Origin of the sequence: Pseudoxanthomonas sp. CF125 (assembly GCF_900104085.1) — a bacterium.
Lineage (GTDB): Bacteria > Pseudomonadota > Gammaproteobacteria > Xanthomonadales > Xanthomonadaceae > Pseudoxanthomonas_A.
In genome coordinates, this window is the sequence record NZ_FNLD01000004.1 from 86566 (window position 1) to 101152 (window position 14587).

Here is a 14587-nt window from a genome sequence, read left to right on the forward strand (position 1 = left end):
TGCATTCCACTTTTTTTGGTGCGCTCACTGCGCAGGAGATCCCCCATGAAACGTCTTGCTCTTACCGCAGCCTTGCTGAGTCTGGCATTCGCCACTTCCGCACAGACCGCTACGCCTGCTGCCGCAGATACGCAGACCACAGCCACGGCTCCTACCGGAACATCGACCGAAGCGTCGGGCAATCGGAACAAGGCCGACGCCAAAAACGAAGCCGCCGACCACAACTGCCTCAAGCACACCGGTTCGCGGCTCATCCGCGCCGACAGCAAGGGCCGCAAGTGCGCCAATGCTACCGGTCGGGCGTACAACCGCGACGATATCGATCGCACAGGCGCCGTCGACCTGCGCGATGCGATCCGCAGGCTGGATCCGGCGGTGCATTAAGGGCGCTGCACTAAAGCAGTGTCATCCAGGGCAATGTCATCCCGAGCAAAGCGAGGGATCTGCTTCATCGCTCGCAATAGCAGGTCCCTCGCTACGCTCGGGATGACAAGTTTGGAGGGATGACGGGTCGAGTACGGTCGCTTTGCGCTGCCCGTCAACACTCGTCCGAAAACCGCACCACATAACGCAGCCCGCGCTTGAGCTGCGCTTCGAACTGCGGGTCCGCATACAGCTTGATTTCGTGCCCCAGCCCGGTATACCACGCGCGTCCGCCATCGTAGCCGTGGCACCAAGCGATGGGGTGGTCGGCGCCCATGGTGCCGCCTTGGTAGTCGCGTTCGTCCACCGTGGCGGTCACCTGCACCGCACTGCGCGGGTTGCTGCGGTAGTTGTAGATCTCGTCGGTCACGGTCCACGCGGGCACGGCGGTCGGAATGCCTTCGTGTTCGAACACCACTTTGGTGGTCTGCAACCCCGGCGGGTGGCTCTTGAACCACGCGCCCACCAATTGCCCGTACCACGGCCAGTCGTATTCGGTATCGGCGGCCGCATGCACGCCCATGTAGCCGCCGCCGGCGCGCACGAAACTTTCCATTGCCGCCTGCTGGGTCGCGTCCAGCACGTCGCCGGTGGTGCTGGCGAAGATCACGGCGCGGTAGCGCTGCAGGTTCTTGTCGTTGAAATCGCCCGCGTCTTCAGTGTGGTCCACCGCCAGGCCTTCCTGCGCGCCCAGCCGTTGCAGCGCAGCAATCGCCGTGGGAATGGAATCGTGCCGCCAGCCGGTGGTCTTGGTAAAGACCAGCACGCGCGGTTGCGGCTGGGCCGCGGCGGCGTTCAGACAGAGGGCCATCGAGAGGGAGATCAGCAGAGTCGGGATAAGTAGGCGCATGGGCCAAGTCTGCCACGACACCTGTCATTTCTGTGGGAGCGCCGTCCCGGCGCGAGCTTTTGCCTTACCGGGCGGGGAGAGCTCGCGCCGGGACGGCGCTCCCGCCGATAATGGGGTTACATCTGCAACTGGATTTCCTCATGACCGACCCGCGCCACGACCCTTCCCGCGTCATCCGCGCACCGCGCGGCTCCCGGCTCACCTGCAAGTCCTGGCTGAGCGAGGCGCCGTACCGGATGCTGCAGAACAATCTGGATGCGGAAGTGGCCGAAGACCCGACTTCGCTGGTGGTCTACGGCGGCATCGGCCGCGCCGCGCGCGACTGGGCCTGCTACGACGCCATCCTGCAATCGCTGCGCGATCTGGAAGACAACGAGACCCTGCTGGTGCAGTCCGGCAAGCCGGTCGGCGTGTTCCCCACCCACGCCGATGCGCCGCGCGTGCTGATCGCCAATTCCAATCTGGTGCCGCACTGGGCCACCTGGGAACACTTCAACGAACTCGATAAGAAGGGTTTGATGATGTACGGGCAGATGACTGCCGGCAGCTGGATCTACATCGGCAGCCAGGGCATCGTGCAGGGCACCTACGAGACCTTCGTGGAAATGGGCCGCCAGCATTACGGCGGTTCACTGAAAGGGCGTTGGATCCTCACCGCCGGTCTGGGCGGCATGGGTGGCGCGCAGCCGCTGGCGGCCACGCTGGCCGGCGCCTGCAGCCTAAACATCGAGTGCCAGCAGAAGAGCATCGACATGCGCCTGCGCACGCGCTACGTGGACGAGCAGGCCACCGATCTGGACGACGCGCTGGCGCGCATCCGCGCGTACACGGCGGCGGGCGAAGCCAAATCCATCGCGCTGTTGGGCAACGCGGCGGAAATCCTGCCGCAGCTGGTGCGCATGGGCGTGCGCCCGGACGCGGTGACCGACCAGACCAGCGCGCACGATCCGGTGCATGGCTATCTGCCGATCGGCTGGAAGGTGGAGCACTGGCTGCTGGAGCAGAAGACCAATCCTGACAAGGTGCGCGATGCGGCCAAGAAGTCGATGCGAGTGCACGTGGAGGCGATGCTGGAATTCGAGAAGCAGGGCATTCCGGTGTTCGATTACGGCAACAACATCCGGCAGATGGCGTTCGACGAGGGCTGCAAGAACGCGTTCGATTTCCCGGGTTTCGTGCCGGCCTATGTGCGGCCGTTGTTCTGCCGGGGCGTGGGTCCGTTCCGTTGGGTGGCCTTAAGCGGCGATCCGGAGGACATCTACAAGACCGATGCGAAGGTGAAGGAGTTGATTCCCGACGATGAGCATCTGCACCGGTGGCTGGACATGGCGCGGGAGCGCATCAGTTTCCAGGGTCTGCCGGCGCGCATCTGCTGGGTGGGCCTGGGCCTGCGCCACAAGCTGGGGCTGGCGTTCAACGAGATGGTGCGCAACGGGGAACTGAGCGCGCCGGTGGTGATCGGGCGCGATCATCTGGACAGCGGCAGCGTGGCTTCGCCCAACCGGGAGACGGAGGCGATGAAGGACGGTAGCGATGCGGTCAGCGATTGGCCGTTGTTGAATGCGATGTTGAATGTGGCGGGTGGGGCGACGTGGGTGTCGCTACACCATGGCGGCGGGGTGGGGATGGGTTATTCGCAGCACTCTGGGGTGGTGATTGTCTGCGACGGTACGCCGGAAGCGGACAAGCGGATTGCGCGGGTGTTGTGGAATGATCCGGGGACCGGGGTTATGCGGCATGCGGATGCTGGGTATGAGATTGCGAAGCAGTGTGCGCGGGAGATGGGGTTGAAGCTACCGATGGTATAACCTTACAACGGTCAGCAAGCCATGCGGGACATCCCAAATGTTTAGCCTTGTTCAAGGGAATGAGAAGGACGCTGGAGCGCGAGAGTCCTGGTTGAACCGCGTCTACCATGAGCGGGTCAGGCTGTACGAGCCGGACAGAGAGGAGGCGATCGAAGGCATCGGCGCCATCGCAGCCACCGTGACCAAGGTGATGGGTGGTTTCCCAGAGGACTTTCGCTTCGTTGTTCAGGGCAGCCCTTCCGGGCACCATGGAATCGGCGTTGCACGCTGGCACGGCGAGTCACAAGGAAAGGTGCTTCTGACCGGATCAGATGCCATCAAGGTAGAAAATGGACTCATCGTTGAGCAGTACATCTTCATTGATCCAGCCCCCTAAGCACTCCGTCGCACTGTGGTGACACGCCTCAAGGCCCCGTAGGTCGGGCATCATGCGGCGGGCTTGAGCCCGCCCTATGTACGGTTGGTTGTGGATTCATAGGGTGGGCCCGGGCCCACCGCATGCGATGAGGGAGCAATACGTCTAGGAATCGCGATGATTACCTGTCACCGCGTGCCCGTAGGTGCGGCAATCCGCAGCCGCCTCGGATCATACCCCTTGCTTGAGATGGATTACGCCGCCTTGTGTGCTGGCGCGTAGATCGGAGAAGATCGCGTGTCCCCCTGCTCAGGTATAACCGGTGATTGCTAACCTTTTGGACAAGATTTCCGGCCATCCCCCTAGTCAAGCGGGCTTTGCCGAAATCGTTCAGCGGGAAGCCCGGAAGATCGGCTTCAAGGAAACGCTCAAGTTTGAGCCCGATCAATTCAGGCTCGCCCATGGGTCAGGGCAGTGTCTGTTCCTGGCTAACGCTTACAGGGACTACATCGCATCCAAGCGATCCGAGCGCACCGCTGTGGTTAGGCGATATGTCCAGATACTCGTCGCGAACTCGGTACCTTATGAGCCAACCCTGGACGAAGCCCGCCCCATGATGATCCCAATCATCAGGAATCTGGCAGGTATCCTCGATATGGGGCGGAGCCGCATTGAAGAACAAGAAAATCCCGACGCGGGGTTCCGGTATCGGCATTTCGGTGAAGATTGCGTCGAACTCCTGGCGCTGGACCAGCCTGACACGATAAACACCCTGACCTGCGGACCGCCGGAAGAGTGGGGCCTGACTTTGGATCAGGCACTCGTCATTGCGCGTGAAAATCTCCGTGACGCGACCAGCGAAGGCTGGGAGGAAGTCGCGCCCGGAGTCTTTCGTGGTGCCTGGGGCGATAGTTACGACCCGAGCCGTGCGCTACTTCCGGACGTGCTGGAGCGTGCGCCGGTTAAGGGCCGGCCTGTATTCATGATCCCGACGCGCGACGTACTTCTAGTAACTGGAGATCGCGATGAAAACGGCGTCCTAGCAATGACCGAGCTTAGCCATCAGGCATTCGAGGCCAGCGGACGCTGGGTATCGGCATTGGCCTTCACTTATGACGATGACGGAAAGACCGTGACCTTCGCCGCTCCTTGGCCAAAACATCGAGAAAGGCAACTGGATCTCAACCGCCTCTTGCGCAACGATGAGTACGCAGAGCAGAAGAAATCCCTGGAAGCGTTGTACGAACGGGAAGGACGCGATGTCTTTGTAGCCAGCTATTTTCTGCGCGACCAGGCAGATGGGATGCACACCGTATCGTGGAGCGCGTGGACCGAAGGCGTCGATGCTCTCTTGCCCAAGACGGACCGATTGGTGCTGGACACAGTCGACCGCCGAGATAAGGGGGATTTATTGGTAGTTGATTGGGATGCTTCGTTTCCCATGATTGGACACCTGCTGAAAGAGGAGCACGGGCACTACCCACCCAGATTCCGGACGCAGGGTTTCCCCGACGCAACTGTCATCGCCCAGCTGAGTTCTATCGAGTGATGTAGCCTGGGTAGAGCCATAGGCGAAACCCGGGGCTCTTGCTGGCATAGACCCCCAGGAACGGCGCAGGGCCGACAGACGTTCGGGGCCGCGGCAACTAGTCCTGTGGAGAGCAAACCAGCTGGACGCCATCTCCGTAGTCGATCATCGGGGCGAAGGTGCCCGCCGGCACGACCCCATCCTCGTTCGCCAAGTCCACGACAACGCCCTTGCCTGCAGCCCAGCCCACGAACACCGCAACCAGGTGCCCGCGAGCGTCGAAGAGGGTCCGTTGGTACAGAGGCTTTGACCCCACTGCGTTGAACTCGGGCGCGACAGCGACACCGTACCTGCCGGGAAGGTCGGGCGGCGTGCCTGGCCTCACCAGCGTGTTGATCTCACCGAGCTCCCCCGCATCGAACAAGCGCTGGACAGTCGCCCTCAATTGCTCGCGATACGCAGTATCGGAGAGCGCTTCACCGGCAGCCGTGCAGTCGGGATCTTCCCGCGTACACCCAGCGAGTGCGGCTGTCAGCAGGACTGCGCAGGTCAGGTAGACGATCCGGTTCAACATGGAGTTCCTCGCAAGTTGGGTAAGAATGGGAAGCAGACACTAAGTTGCGGCTGCACGCCAGGCCCTGTAGATCTCGTGGGTCGGGCATCATGCGGCGGGCTTGAGCCCGCCCTATGTGCTCCGAACATCGTTCCGATGTACGCATCATCGAACGATAACGCGGCATCTGGAAACGCCGGTTCGCATCTTCAGTTTTTTTGGCTTATCCCGGTACGAGGTTCACGGTCCACTCGGCCAGTCCGACGGTAGACTCAGACCACTATCACTACAGGGGAACTACGTATGGAAGCACCGGTTCTTGCGCGGCGTGCGCGTCGCAGCACACTGGCAATGGCCGCACTGGCCCTGTTGACGGCGGGCGCGGTGCAGGCTGCCGAGCCTGACCGCGCCGCGATCCAGGCGCAGATTGCCCAGCGTCACGATGCGGCAGTGAAGACGTTGCAGGACTGGATCGCATTGCCATCGATCGCGGCCGAAGACCGTAATGCGAAGCAGGGCGCCGAGTACATGGCGAAGCTGGCGCGCGAAGCGGGCTTCCAACGCGTCGAGATCGTCGAAACCAGCGGCAAACCGGGCGTATACGCCACGCTGGATGCGGGTGCGCCGACCACCGTCGGCTTGTACTTCATGTACGACGTCAAACAGTACGACCCCGCGGAATGGTCATCGCCTCCGCTGGAAGCGCGCATCGTCGACAAGCCGGGCCTGGGCAAGGCGATGGTCGGCCGCGGCGCGACCAACCAGAAGGGGCCGGAAATGGCCTTCCTCACAGCGCTGCGGGCGATCCGCGATGCCAATCAGAAGATGCCGGTAAACCTGGTTCTGGTGGCCGAGGGCGAAGAGGAGATCGGCTCCCCCAACATTCGCGAACTTGTGCTGCGGCCGGACATCCAGGCCGCGCTGAAGAAGAGCGTTGGCGTATTCATGCCCATGGGATTGCAGGGTTCCGACGGCTCGGTGACGGTCAACCTCGGCGCCAAGGGGGTGATCGAACTGGAGCTGGTTGCCGATGGCAACGCATGGGGCCGTGGGCCAGCGAAAGACGTGCATTCGTCGCTGAAGGCGATGGTCGACAGCCCAGCGTGGCGCCTGATCAAGGCGTTGGACACGCTGGTATCGAAAGACGGCAACACCGTGACGATCGACGGTCTGCCAACGCCCACGCCGCTGACCGCCGAGGCACGCGCCATGATCGCGAAATCGGCAGCCGCGCGCGACGAGGCCACGACCAAGAAATCGCTGGGCGTGCCGCACTGGATCGACGACCTGTCGTGGGAAAAGGCCAACGAGCGTCTGGTCGCGCAGCCGACGGTCAACATCCAGGGCTTGGTGGGTGGCTACACGGGCGTGGGCGGCAAGACGGTATTGCCGTATCGCGCGGTGGCCAAGATCGATATGCGGCTGGTGCCGCCGATGACGCGGGACGGCGCAGTCGCGGCGCTGAAGGCGCATCTGGCCAAGCGCGGCTACGGCGATATCGCCGTCAATGTCAGCGGCGGCTACGACCCCACCACCACCGATGCCGACTCGCGCCTGATCCAGGCGCAACTGGCGGTGCTGCGCCGCAGCGGCGTCGAACCGCTGCTTTGGCCGCGACTGGCGGGCTCCTACCCGGGCTTCGTGTTCACGCAGCCGCCGCTGTCGCTTCCGTCCGGCCACTTCGGCCTCGGCCACGGCGGCGGCGCGCACGCACCTGACGAGTTCTTCCTGATCGAATCGAGCAACCCGAAAGTGCAGGGCTTCGACGGCGCAGCGATGTCGTACGTCGATTACCTGTACGAACTCGGGAGTACGGCGAGCGAGTGACGCAGCACGGGTAGAGCGCAGCGAATCCCGGGCTACGTGCTAATTCAAATCATCGTCGAGCGTGAAGCCACGCTGCGCAGGATCCCAGCGGATAAACACGCGCTCGCCCTTTGGCAGGGGCTCTTCGTCGGACGGGTCGCAGTCGCCGCTGCACAACCCCATCATCAGCTCGGCCTCGCACTCCCACTCGCCAGGCTTGGCGCTGGGAAGCCGCCGGCAGGATTCCTTGCGTGCATCGAATACCTTGGCGTGGAGGACCGCCGACTGCCCGGTGGCCGTCATGGTCACGGGAAGACCACCGGCTTGTTCAAGCCGCTCGTATCTCTCAATGGCGATGCGGCGCACGTCCGCGGCGGACGGCTCATCGTCGGGCACGGGCCCTTCCGCGACCGGCGCTTTGCCAGCCGCGGCCGCGGCCGTGACTACCAGTGTTGGCGACTGGGCGGAGTCGATGGTCGCAAAGCTACGCCCGCCGAGCTGCGATTGGATGGCTGCAGCCCACTGCATCTCGAAACCGTCGGGCGCCTTGACCAGCAGCCAGCCTTGGGAGCTGCGACCTTCCAGCGTCAGCCCATAGCGCTCGATGAGCGTCAGGGCGTCGTCTACATTGTCATCATCCGGCTGCACCACGACGCGTCCGGGAAGGAAGGTGCCGGGCGGGTCCATCGTGTTTTCCCGTTTGAACTCGGTGCCCTCGACGACAAGGGTGGTACCGTCATAGTTCACGTACTCGTTTCCCTTCGGACCGCTACCGCAACCGGTCAGCAGTGCGAAGCACAGGATCCAGCCCACCACTCGCCCGGCACAGGCAGCCCGCTGTACGAAATGCATCGGTGTTTTTCCCTTGGCGCCGTCGTGGCACCGTCCCCGCAGATAGCTTGCCACGAAGGGGAGGGTCCTTGGCAAGCTGCAGGTCGGGCATCCTGCGGCGGGCTTGAGCCCGCTCTGTGTGCTGGCAATACGCAGAAAATCGCGAATGGCATAGCCCGGGTAGAGCGCAGCGAAACCCGGGGTTTTTGATCTGGCACATGGGCGCTTCGCATTACCGATGCGCTTCGGCGGATATCTCTCGAATTGGGCGTCCCCACTTCGGCGTCTCGGATTTCGCTGCGCTCTACCCGGGCTATGGTTTTTTTTACCCGACATGCCGGGTTTTGACCCCATGCACCGGCCTTTTTACCTCGAGCGCCGCAATCGGCACTTCATGCGCCGACGCTACCGGTTGCTGAACGCCGATCCCGGCGTTTAACCGGCAGACCAGGTAGGTCGCACATCATGCGGCGGGCTCGAGTCCGCCCTATTGGTCCACGTAGACGGTTTTGCGTATCCCGCAGGTGGCCGGCCCCGGTTTTCTTAGTCCACTATTCACCCCCTTGCCAATACCTGGAGTTTTTCTTGATGAAGCTATCCCGCACCCTGACCCTCGCCGTGGCCGCAGCCTCATGTGCCCTCGTGCTCGCCGCTTGCAAACCGTCCGAAAAGGATCCCGCAGGCACCGAGGCCAGTGCCGATGCCGCCGCCAAGCAGGATGCGGCCGGGAAGATCCCCGGATTGGCGACCGACAAGGAGCAGGTCAGCTACATGATCGGCATGGACATCGGCAAGTCGCTCAAGCCGATGAAAGACGAAGTCGATCTGAAGACCCTCAATCGGGCTATCGAAGATGTCATCAACGACAAGAAGCTCCTGTTGAACGAAGAGCAGGTGGCGAAAGTGATGCAGACCTTCTCGGTCAAGATGCAGGCCAAGCAACAGGAAGAGATGGCCAAGAAGCAGGCTGAGATGGCAGTGCAGGGCAAGAAGAACGTGGAACTGGAAAAGACCTTCCTGGCTGCGAACGGCAAGAAGCCCGGCGTGGTCACCACCGCCTCTGGCCTGCAGTACCAGATCATCACGCAAGGCACGGGGCCGAAACCGAAAGTGGAAGACCGCGTGAGCGTGAACTACGCCGGCACGTTGCTCGATGGCACCGAGTTCGACAGCTCGTACAAGCGCAACGAACCCGCCCAATTCGTGTTGGGTTCGGTGGTGCCGGGCTGGAGCGAGGCGCTGCAGCTGATGCCCGTGGGCAGCAAGTACAAGCTATGGATCCCGGCCAAACTGGGCTATGGCGAAACAGGCACGCCGGGCGGCCCGATCCCGCCGAACAGCACCCTGGTGTTCGAGATCGAACTGCTGCAGATCGCCAAGCCGTAAGGCGGTTCGGCCGCTCCGTGCACGAGAAATAATCGGAAGTTCCACCTCTCCCCTTGTGGGAGAGGTCGACGCGCCTACGCGGCGGGAGAGGGGTGGAGCGGAGACCGAGAGCTTCAGGCCGCTTTTCCCGGCCACGGTCGAGTCGCTTCTTGTGTTGACCCCGGCGTTCAATTACTTCCTCTCCGCTTGCCCCTCTTCCGGCGCTGCGCGCCCCCTTCTCCCGCGAGGGGAGAAGGGGTGCTTCCACACAGCGCATACCCCCGCCACAACAATGGCTTGGCCTTGCTGGTCTGGACGCAGATTGGTGCGGAAACAAGCAGCGAGATATCGCCGGGCCATACGCAACTGGTCGCGCCGTAAGCCAGTACCTATTCGCCGACGTTACTCAGCCGCATGTGGCGCAACGCCCGTTTTTCGCACGTACGGCAGCACGAACATGTACAGGCCGGTGAGCGTGAGCAAGGCGAGCGGCAGCAGCGGGGAGTAGGTGATCCAGGGCGGCGGCATCGCACCACCACTCTGTGCCAGCGCGACAAAGTTGGCGATGACAGTCAACGTGAAAGCTATGGCCACCCAACGGTGGAATTGACGAATCCATTTGTTCCAGTTCATTGGGAATTCCTCTGCAGATTCACGGATGAAGAAGGAGGCGTGGGAGCGGCGTCCCGCCGCGAGCTTTTGGCGCAAACTCTCACTCAGAGGAAGAGCTCGCGGCGGGACGCCGCTCCCACGAACGGCGCCCCCACGACCTGTCTAGCTTGATGCGCGGCCGGACTGAATCATCTTCCAGCCATTGCCGGAAGGGTCGCGAAAGTTGGCGTCGATGTTGCCATAGCGCTCCTCCGGTGCCTGGGTGAACTCCACCCCGCGGGTGCTCATACGCTCGTACGCACCGCGGCAATCGTCCACGTTGAGCACCAGCGGCGGCATGGCGCCCTTGGCGACGATCTCGCGCACGCTCCGCGCCGTCGATGCGTCCAGCTCCGGCGCCTGCGGCTTGAACAGGCCGAGCTGCAGGGAGGGCTGGTCCGGGTGTTGCACCGTCAGCCAGCGGTAATCGCCGTTGCGTGCATCGGTATGCACGCGGAATCCCAGCTTCTCTACATAGAACTCAAGGGCTTCGTCCTGATCGCGAACGTACAGCCCGACTACTCCAATACCTTGACTCATGGAACCTCCGGTTTCTGCGGGGGCTCTTTTGTAACACCGGCCTCCTGCCGCCGCTTCTCCGAAACTGCGGTTGTGAGTCCGGGCCGGTACGCGGCGCTGACGTAGCAGGCCGGCACCCGCTCCAGTTCGTGCCGGGCGGCCCGTTCGCGCGCACGCAACTCGCTGGGGCTTTCCCCGGTGACGTCGCGGAAGGTACGCCCGAACGTGCCCAGGCTGTTCCAACCGGTCTGCAATGCGATCTCAAGGACGGGCGTATCCGTGTCGCGCAACAGCGCCTTGGCCCGCTCGATCCGTCGCGTCAGCAGGTACCGATGCGGCGGCAGGCCGAAGGCTTCCTTGAAGGATCTCGCGAAATGGGCCTCGGATACACTGCTGACTTTCGCCAAACGCTGCACTGGCCACGCCTCGTGCGAGGCGGCATCCATGCGGTCCTTGGCGCGCAGCAGGCGGCGCAGCAGCTCTGGGTCCTGGCTGTTGCGTCCTGATGCTTGTTGGCTCATCGATCATGCTCCGGGTAGCGGTGCATGGGAGTCGATTCGCAGGTGATGTCTTGGTATCGGGTTTGCGGCCCATCGCTTGACAATCGTCCGCCGTCGGCCAATCTAGACTGTATTCGCAACGGGGGTACACGAATGCAGAGCCGAGCGCAGCATTGCTTGCGGCACTTCTTGTGGCTGGCGATGGCCGGTTTCACGGCCGCGATCATACCGCGGGTGGTCGCCGCCGCTGAGGGCGCCCCGGCCGGCGCCCCGGCTTCATCCGAAGCGCGCCTGCAGCGCGCCGAGTCGCTGCTGGACGCATGGGAAGGGCAGGGGGAAGGTAAGGACGACGCCAAGGCAGAACTCGACCGGGTGTTGCGCGACGATCCGCGCTCGGCCAATGCCTACCGTCTGTATGCACGCTACTACCTGATCGATGGACACATCAGCGGGGATTCTTTCCGTGCGGGCACTCTGGAAGCCGCCGACCAGGCGTTGGGCAAGGCCCTGGAAATCGCGCCGGACTACGCTCGTGCTTTTGTCCTCCAAGGCCATGTCTACCGGCTGATGGGCAAACCGGCGCAGGCGACGGCCGCACTGCAGAAAGCAGATCGACTGGGCACGGACGATCCTTGGCTGCACCTAAACTGGGCGGAACTGTTGATGGACGAGAATCGCCACGAAGAAGCGGTGGCGCGCTACCGGAAGGTGCTGGCGGACAATGACCCGCGCATCAACACCGCGGCGCGGGAAGGCCTGATCCGGTACTACAAACGGACCAAACGCCTGGACGACGCCGAAGGCGTATACCGGGCCGATGTGGCGGCCAGGCCAACCAGCGCTTGGGCGCACGGCAACTACGCGTCATTCCTGCTGTGCTGGCGCGGCGATGCCGATGCGGCGATCGTCGAAGCGACCAAGGCGCGCGAGCTGATGGATTACGGTATCGCCCGGTTGACCCTGGCAGGTGCCCTGTATCGGAAGTGGGCCGTGTTGGCGTTGGATGGTAACAAGCACGCCGATGAGCCGATGATGGCGGCGGTCAAGCTGATAGGCCAGGGGCCGGCGTCGACCATCGATGCGAGCTGCGGCGGCGGCGTGGCCGTACTGCCGGTGCTGGAGGCGATGCTGCTGACCGGCGAAGGCGAGCGCATCTCCGCAAAGGTTGCCGGCGTGTTGGCCGCCGAGGAGGACGGCAGTGTGCCAGGCCTGTTCGTGATGAAAGTGCAAGCGAGTGGCCGCGACCGCAATTACCTGTATCTGAATTCGGAAACCGATTATCGCGACGCGCGTAATCTTTCGGTGGTCTTCGCTCCCGAAGTGGAGGCTGCTTTCACGCGCAAATACGGCAGTGCCCCCGATCAATTCCTGAAAGGAAAAGACATTACCGTGCTGGGATACGCCACGCAGGTCAAGATCCATTTCATAGAACGCGGCAAGCCCACCGACAAATACTATTACCAGACGCAGCTGATGCTGGCCAAGCCGGATTACCTCCGCGTTTCGGAATGAGTGGCTTGGCGAGAAGCTGCTTGGGGCGCCAGCATCGCGATTAATTCGCAGCCTGCAACGGGCCCCGTAGGTCGGCCATCATACGGGGGGGGCTTGAGTTCTCCCTACGCATCGGTTCGTCCGTCAGCGTACCTTCCGGTCCTGAAGCAAATCCCGCAGCTTCAGGTACACGCCATTGCTCCAACCGAAGCCGATTACGTTCTCGCTATAGCCAGCGCTGACCTTCACGTCGGCATCGCCAGTGGCCATGTTGTATTTCTCGCGGATGGTGCCATCGTGGGCCAGGCTGCGGTCGATGGTGGCGACGAACTTGCCGCCGACACGCCGGGCGTCTTCATGGAAACCGTAAGCGTCCAGGCCGGCGACTGCCAGCCAGTTGGTCGGCGCCCAGCCGAAAGGCGCATCCCACTGCGCGCCGCTTTCGTCCGCGCTCATCGCCAGGCCGCCCTTGCGCTCGAACAACGGCAGCTTTTCACGCACCGCCTGCGCCTGCTGCTTTGAGGCCGCGCCGGCCCACAGCGGGTAGAAAGTGGTGATGTATGGATCGGCAGCGGATTTTCCGGCAACGAAATCGTAGTCCTGGTACATGCCGGGACCAGGCTTCCACAGGTACTTGTCCATCGCGGCCTTGCGCGCTTCGGCCGCTTTGGCGAAGCGCTGCGCGTCGTCTTTCTTGCGCAGGCGCAGGGCGAAATCGCGCAGGGCGATCTCGTAGCGGTAGAGCAGGCTGTTCAAACAGACCGGCGCGTAATGATGGGTGGAGCCGGCGAAAGGCCCGAAGTGGAAGTTGACGTCGAAGCCGGACTCGCGCATCGCACGGTCGCCCAGATAATAATCGGCGCTGAGCCGGTGGCCTTTGGCCCAGGCCTGGGCGCAGACTTCGGAGGCGCGCACGTCGCAGCTGGTGGTCTTCAGCCGTTGCGCTTCGGCGTCGTCGGGATATTCGGAGGCTTCCACCAGATAGCCGGGGTCGCGCCCGGGATGGGCGAGCAGCCATTCGATCACGCCGCGCAAATAGTCGGCATCGTGCATTTCCAGCACCGGACCGGCACCGTAGTCGAAATAGCGCGCCAGGCCGGTATCGCCGGCGCGATGCTCGGGGCGGTCCCAGACCGCGTAGTCGCGCAGCGCCAACGGGTACGCGCGCGCCAGCCAGGCATCGGCATCGCGCCGGTCGGCGAAACTGGCGGGAGCGTCCAGGATTTCGCGGATCATTTCACCCAGGAACGGCGGCTGCGAGCGGGTGAGGTAATAGGTGCGGTTGGCGTTGAGTACGCCGCCGTAATGCTCGGCTTCGAACAGGAAGTTATCGACCATATCGCGGGCCAGCTTTTCGCGCTTGTCGGCGACCAGGCCCAGCACGATGAAATAACTGTCCCAGCCATACATCTCATTGAAGAATCCGCCCGGCACCACATAGGGGTTGGGCAGGTACAGAAGACCTTGTTGCGGCAGCGTCGAGGGATCGAGTTCGCCGATCTGGGTAATGGTCTGCGGCAGCACGCGCACATCGACCTTGCAACGCTCGGCTATCGCATCGATGGCGGCGCTGCGCTTCAGGTCTGCAGGCAGATAGAGGACCGGCCGGGTCTTGACCTTGTCGTCGTGCAGCGAAGAGCAATCTTCCATGGAACGGGTCAGCGTGGTCCATCCCTGGTCGATGTAGGCGAGGGTTTTCGCAGGATCCGGCTCGGCGGCCTTGGCGCCGAAGGCCAAGACCAGCGAAAGAGCGAGCGCGGTGGCGTGAGGCAGGGTGGGCATGGGAGGTTTCCTATGATCAGGTCCTGACTGTGGAAGCCGGGGTTTCGACTGTAACCCATGCGAGAACGGCGCTTGCAGACCAGATGCGCTGTTCGGCCATGTCGATTCCGGGCCGGCCCGTTCGT

At 63.0% G+C, this 14587-nt stretch carries 14 protein-coding genes; 7 read left to right on the plus strand and 7 right to left on the minus strand.

Annotated elements, in window-relative coordinates; all coding sequences use genetic code 11:
- Positions 1 to 45: 45 nt before the first annotated feature.
- Positions 46 to 384 carry a hypothetical protein gene (locus tag BLR66_RS17965; protein WP_093290026.1) on the plus strand — a complete coding sequence of 113 codons (339 nt, stop codon included), beginning with the start codon at positions 46 to 48 and terminating at the stop codon, positions 382 to 384.
- A gap of 154 nt (positions 385 to 538) precedes the next feature.
- Here the strand turns inward: BLR66_RS17965 and BLR66_RS17970 are convergent, their stop codons facing one another.
- Entirely contained in the window at positions 539 to 1273 is a 735-nt protein-coding gene (locus BLR66_RS17970; protein ID WP_093290027.1) for a ThuA domain-containing protein, read from the minus strand.
- A 140-nt stretch (positions 1274 to 1413) separates the two neighbouring features.
- Between BLR66_RS17970 and hutU the strand changes: the two genes are divergently transcribed.
- From hutU to BLR66_RS17985, 3 genes are all read left to right on the plus strand, one after another.
- Positions 1414 to 3081, plus strand: a complete 1668-nt coding sequence (hutU, locus tag BLR66_RS17975; protein WP_093290028.1) for a urocanate hydratase — start codon at positions 1414 to 1416, stop codon at positions 3079 to 3081.
- Positions 3082 to 3172: 91 nt separating this feature from the next.
- Positions 3173 to 3457, plus strand: coding sequence for a nuclear transport factor 2-like protein (locus BLR66_RS17980; protein ID WP_143014696.1), 285 nt, complete (start codon positions 3173 to 3175; stop codon positions 3455 to 3457).
- 301 nt (positions 3458 to 3758) lie between these two features.
- Entirely contained in the window at positions 3759 to 4985 is a 1227-nt protein-coding gene (locus BLR66_RS17985) for a DUF1444 domain-containing protein (protein WP_093290030.1), read from the plus strand.
- 97 nt (positions 4986 to 5082) lie between these two features.
- Here BLR66_RS17985 and BLR66_RS17990 read toward each other — a convergent pair whose 3' ends face one another.
- Positions 5083 to 5535, minus strand: coding sequence for a hypothetical protein (locus BLR66_RS17990; protein WP_143014697.1), 453 nt, complete (start codon positions 5533 to 5535; stop codon positions 5083 to 5085).
- A 285-nt stretch (positions 5536 to 5820) separates the two neighbouring features.
- On the opposite strand from BLR66_RS17990, the gene BLR66_RS17995 reads away from it, so the two are divergent.
- Positions 5821 to 7344 carry a M20/M25/M40 family metallo-hydrolase gene (locus BLR66_RS17995; RefSeq protein ID WP_093290032.1) on the plus strand — a complete coding sequence of 508 codons (1524 nt, stop codon included), beginning with the start codon at positions 5821 to 5823 and terminating at the stop codon, positions 7342 to 7344.
- Between the two features lie 39 nt (positions 7345 to 7383).
- Here the strand turns inward: BLR66_RS17995 and BLR66_RS18000 are convergent, their stop codons facing one another.
- Positions 7384 to 8175, minus strand: a complete 792-nt coding sequence (locus tag BLR66_RS18000; RefSeq protein WP_093290033.1) for a hypothetical protein — start codon at positions 8173 to 8175, stop codon at positions 7384 to 7386.
- Between the two features lie 567 nt (positions 8176 to 8742).
- Between BLR66_RS18000 and BLR66_RS18005 the strand changes: the two genes are divergently transcribed.
- Positions 8743 to 9540 carry an FKBP-type peptidyl-prolyl cis-trans isomerase gene (locus BLR66_RS18005; RefSeq protein ID WP_093290034.1) on the plus strand — a complete coding sequence of 266 codons (798 nt, stop codon included), beginning with the start codon at positions 8743 to 8745 and terminating at the stop codon, positions 9538 to 9540.
- Between the two features lie 381 nt (positions 9541 to 9921).
- Here BLR66_RS18005 and BLR66_RS18010 read toward each other — a convergent pair whose 3' ends face one another.
- The 3 genes from BLR66_RS18010 to BLR66_RS18020 all read right to left on the minus strand — a co-directional run bounded on the left by BLR66_RS18010 (position 9922) and on the right by BLR66_RS18020 (position 11210).
- Positions 9922 to 10152 (minus strand): hypothetical protein, encoded by a 231-nt coding sequence (locus tag BLR66_RS18010; RefSeq protein WP_093290035.1) that lies wholly within the window; start codon positions 10150 to 10152, stop codon positions 9922 to 9924.
- A 141-nt stretch (positions 10153 to 10293) separates the two neighbouring features.
- On the minus strand, positions 10294 to 10710 hold the full coding sequence (locus BLR66_RS18015) for a VOC family protein (protein ID WP_093290036.1): 417 nt from the start codon (positions 10708 to 10710) through the stop codon (positions 10294 to 10296).
- Positions 10707 to 11210, minus strand: a complete 504-nt coding sequence (locus BLR66_RS18020; protein WP_093290037.1) for a helix-turn-helix domain-containing protein — start codon at positions 11208 to 11210, stop codon at positions 10707 to 10709. The genes BLR66_RS18015 and BLR66_RS18020 overlap by 4 nt, the downstream gene beginning before the upstream one ends.
- A 156-nt stretch (positions 11211 to 11366) precedes the next feature.
- Between BLR66_RS18020 and BLR66_RS18025 the strand changes: the two genes are divergently transcribed.
- Complete coding sequence (locus BLR66_RS18025) at positions 11367 to 12701, plus strand: tetratricopeptide repeat protein (protein WP_143014698.1); 1335 nt, start codon at positions 11367 to 11369, stop codon at positions 12699 to 12701.
- 123 nt (positions 12702 to 12824) lie between these two features.
- Here BLR66_RS18025 and BLR66_RS18030 read toward each other — a convergent pair whose 3' ends face one another.
- On the minus strand, positions 12825 to 14462 hold the full coding sequence (locus BLR66_RS18030) for a trehalase family glycosidase (protein WP_093290039.1): 1638 nt from the start codon (positions 14460 to 14462) through the stop codon (positions 12825 to 12827).
- Positions 14463 to 14587 lie beyond the last annotated feature (125 nt).

Excerpts from the sequence above, each read along its gene's own strand:
- hutU (WP_093290028.1), top strand. The coding sequence starts at position 1,414 with ATGACCGACCCGCGCCACGACCCTTCCCGCGTCATCCGCGCACCGCGC.
- BLR66_RS17965 (WP_093290026.1), top strand. The coding sequence starts at position 46 with ATGAAACGTCTTGCTCTTACCGCAGCCTTGCTGAGTCTGGCATTCGCC.
- BLR66_RS18000 (WP_093290033.1), bottom strand. The coding sequence starts at position 8,175 with ATGCATTTCGTACAGCGGGCTGCCTGTGCCGGGCGAGTGGTGGGCTGG.
- BLR66_RS18015 (WP_093290036.1), bottom strand. The coding sequence starts at position 10,710 with ATGAGTCAAGGTATTGGAGTAGTCGGGCTGTACGTTCGCGATCAGGAC.
- BLR66_RS18020 (WP_093290037.1), bottom strand. The coding sequence starts at position 11,210 with ATGAGCCAACAAGCATCAGGACGCAACAGCCAGGACCCAGAGCTGCTG.
- BLR66_RS17995 (WP_093290032.1), top strand. The coding sequence starts at position 5,821 with ATGGAAGCACCGGTTCTTGCGCGGCGTGCGCGTCGCAGCACACTGGCA.
- BLR66_RS18010 (WP_093290035.1), bottom strand. The coding sequence starts at position 10,152 with ATGAACTGGAACAAATGGATTCGTCAATTCCACCGTTGGGTGGCCATA.
- BLR66_RS18030 (WP_093290039.1), bottom strand. The coding sequence starts at position 14,462 with ATGCCCACCCTGCCTCACGCCACCGCGCTCGCTCTTTCGCTGGTCTTG.
- BLR66_RS18005 (WP_093290034.1), top strand. The coding sequence starts at position 8,743 with ATGAAGCTATCCCGCACCCTGACCCTCGCCGTGGCCGCAGCCTCATGT.
- BLR66_RS17970 (WP_093290027.1), bottom strand. The coding sequence starts at position 1,273 with ATGCGCCTACTTATCCCGACTCTGCTGATCTCCCTCTCGATGGCCCTC.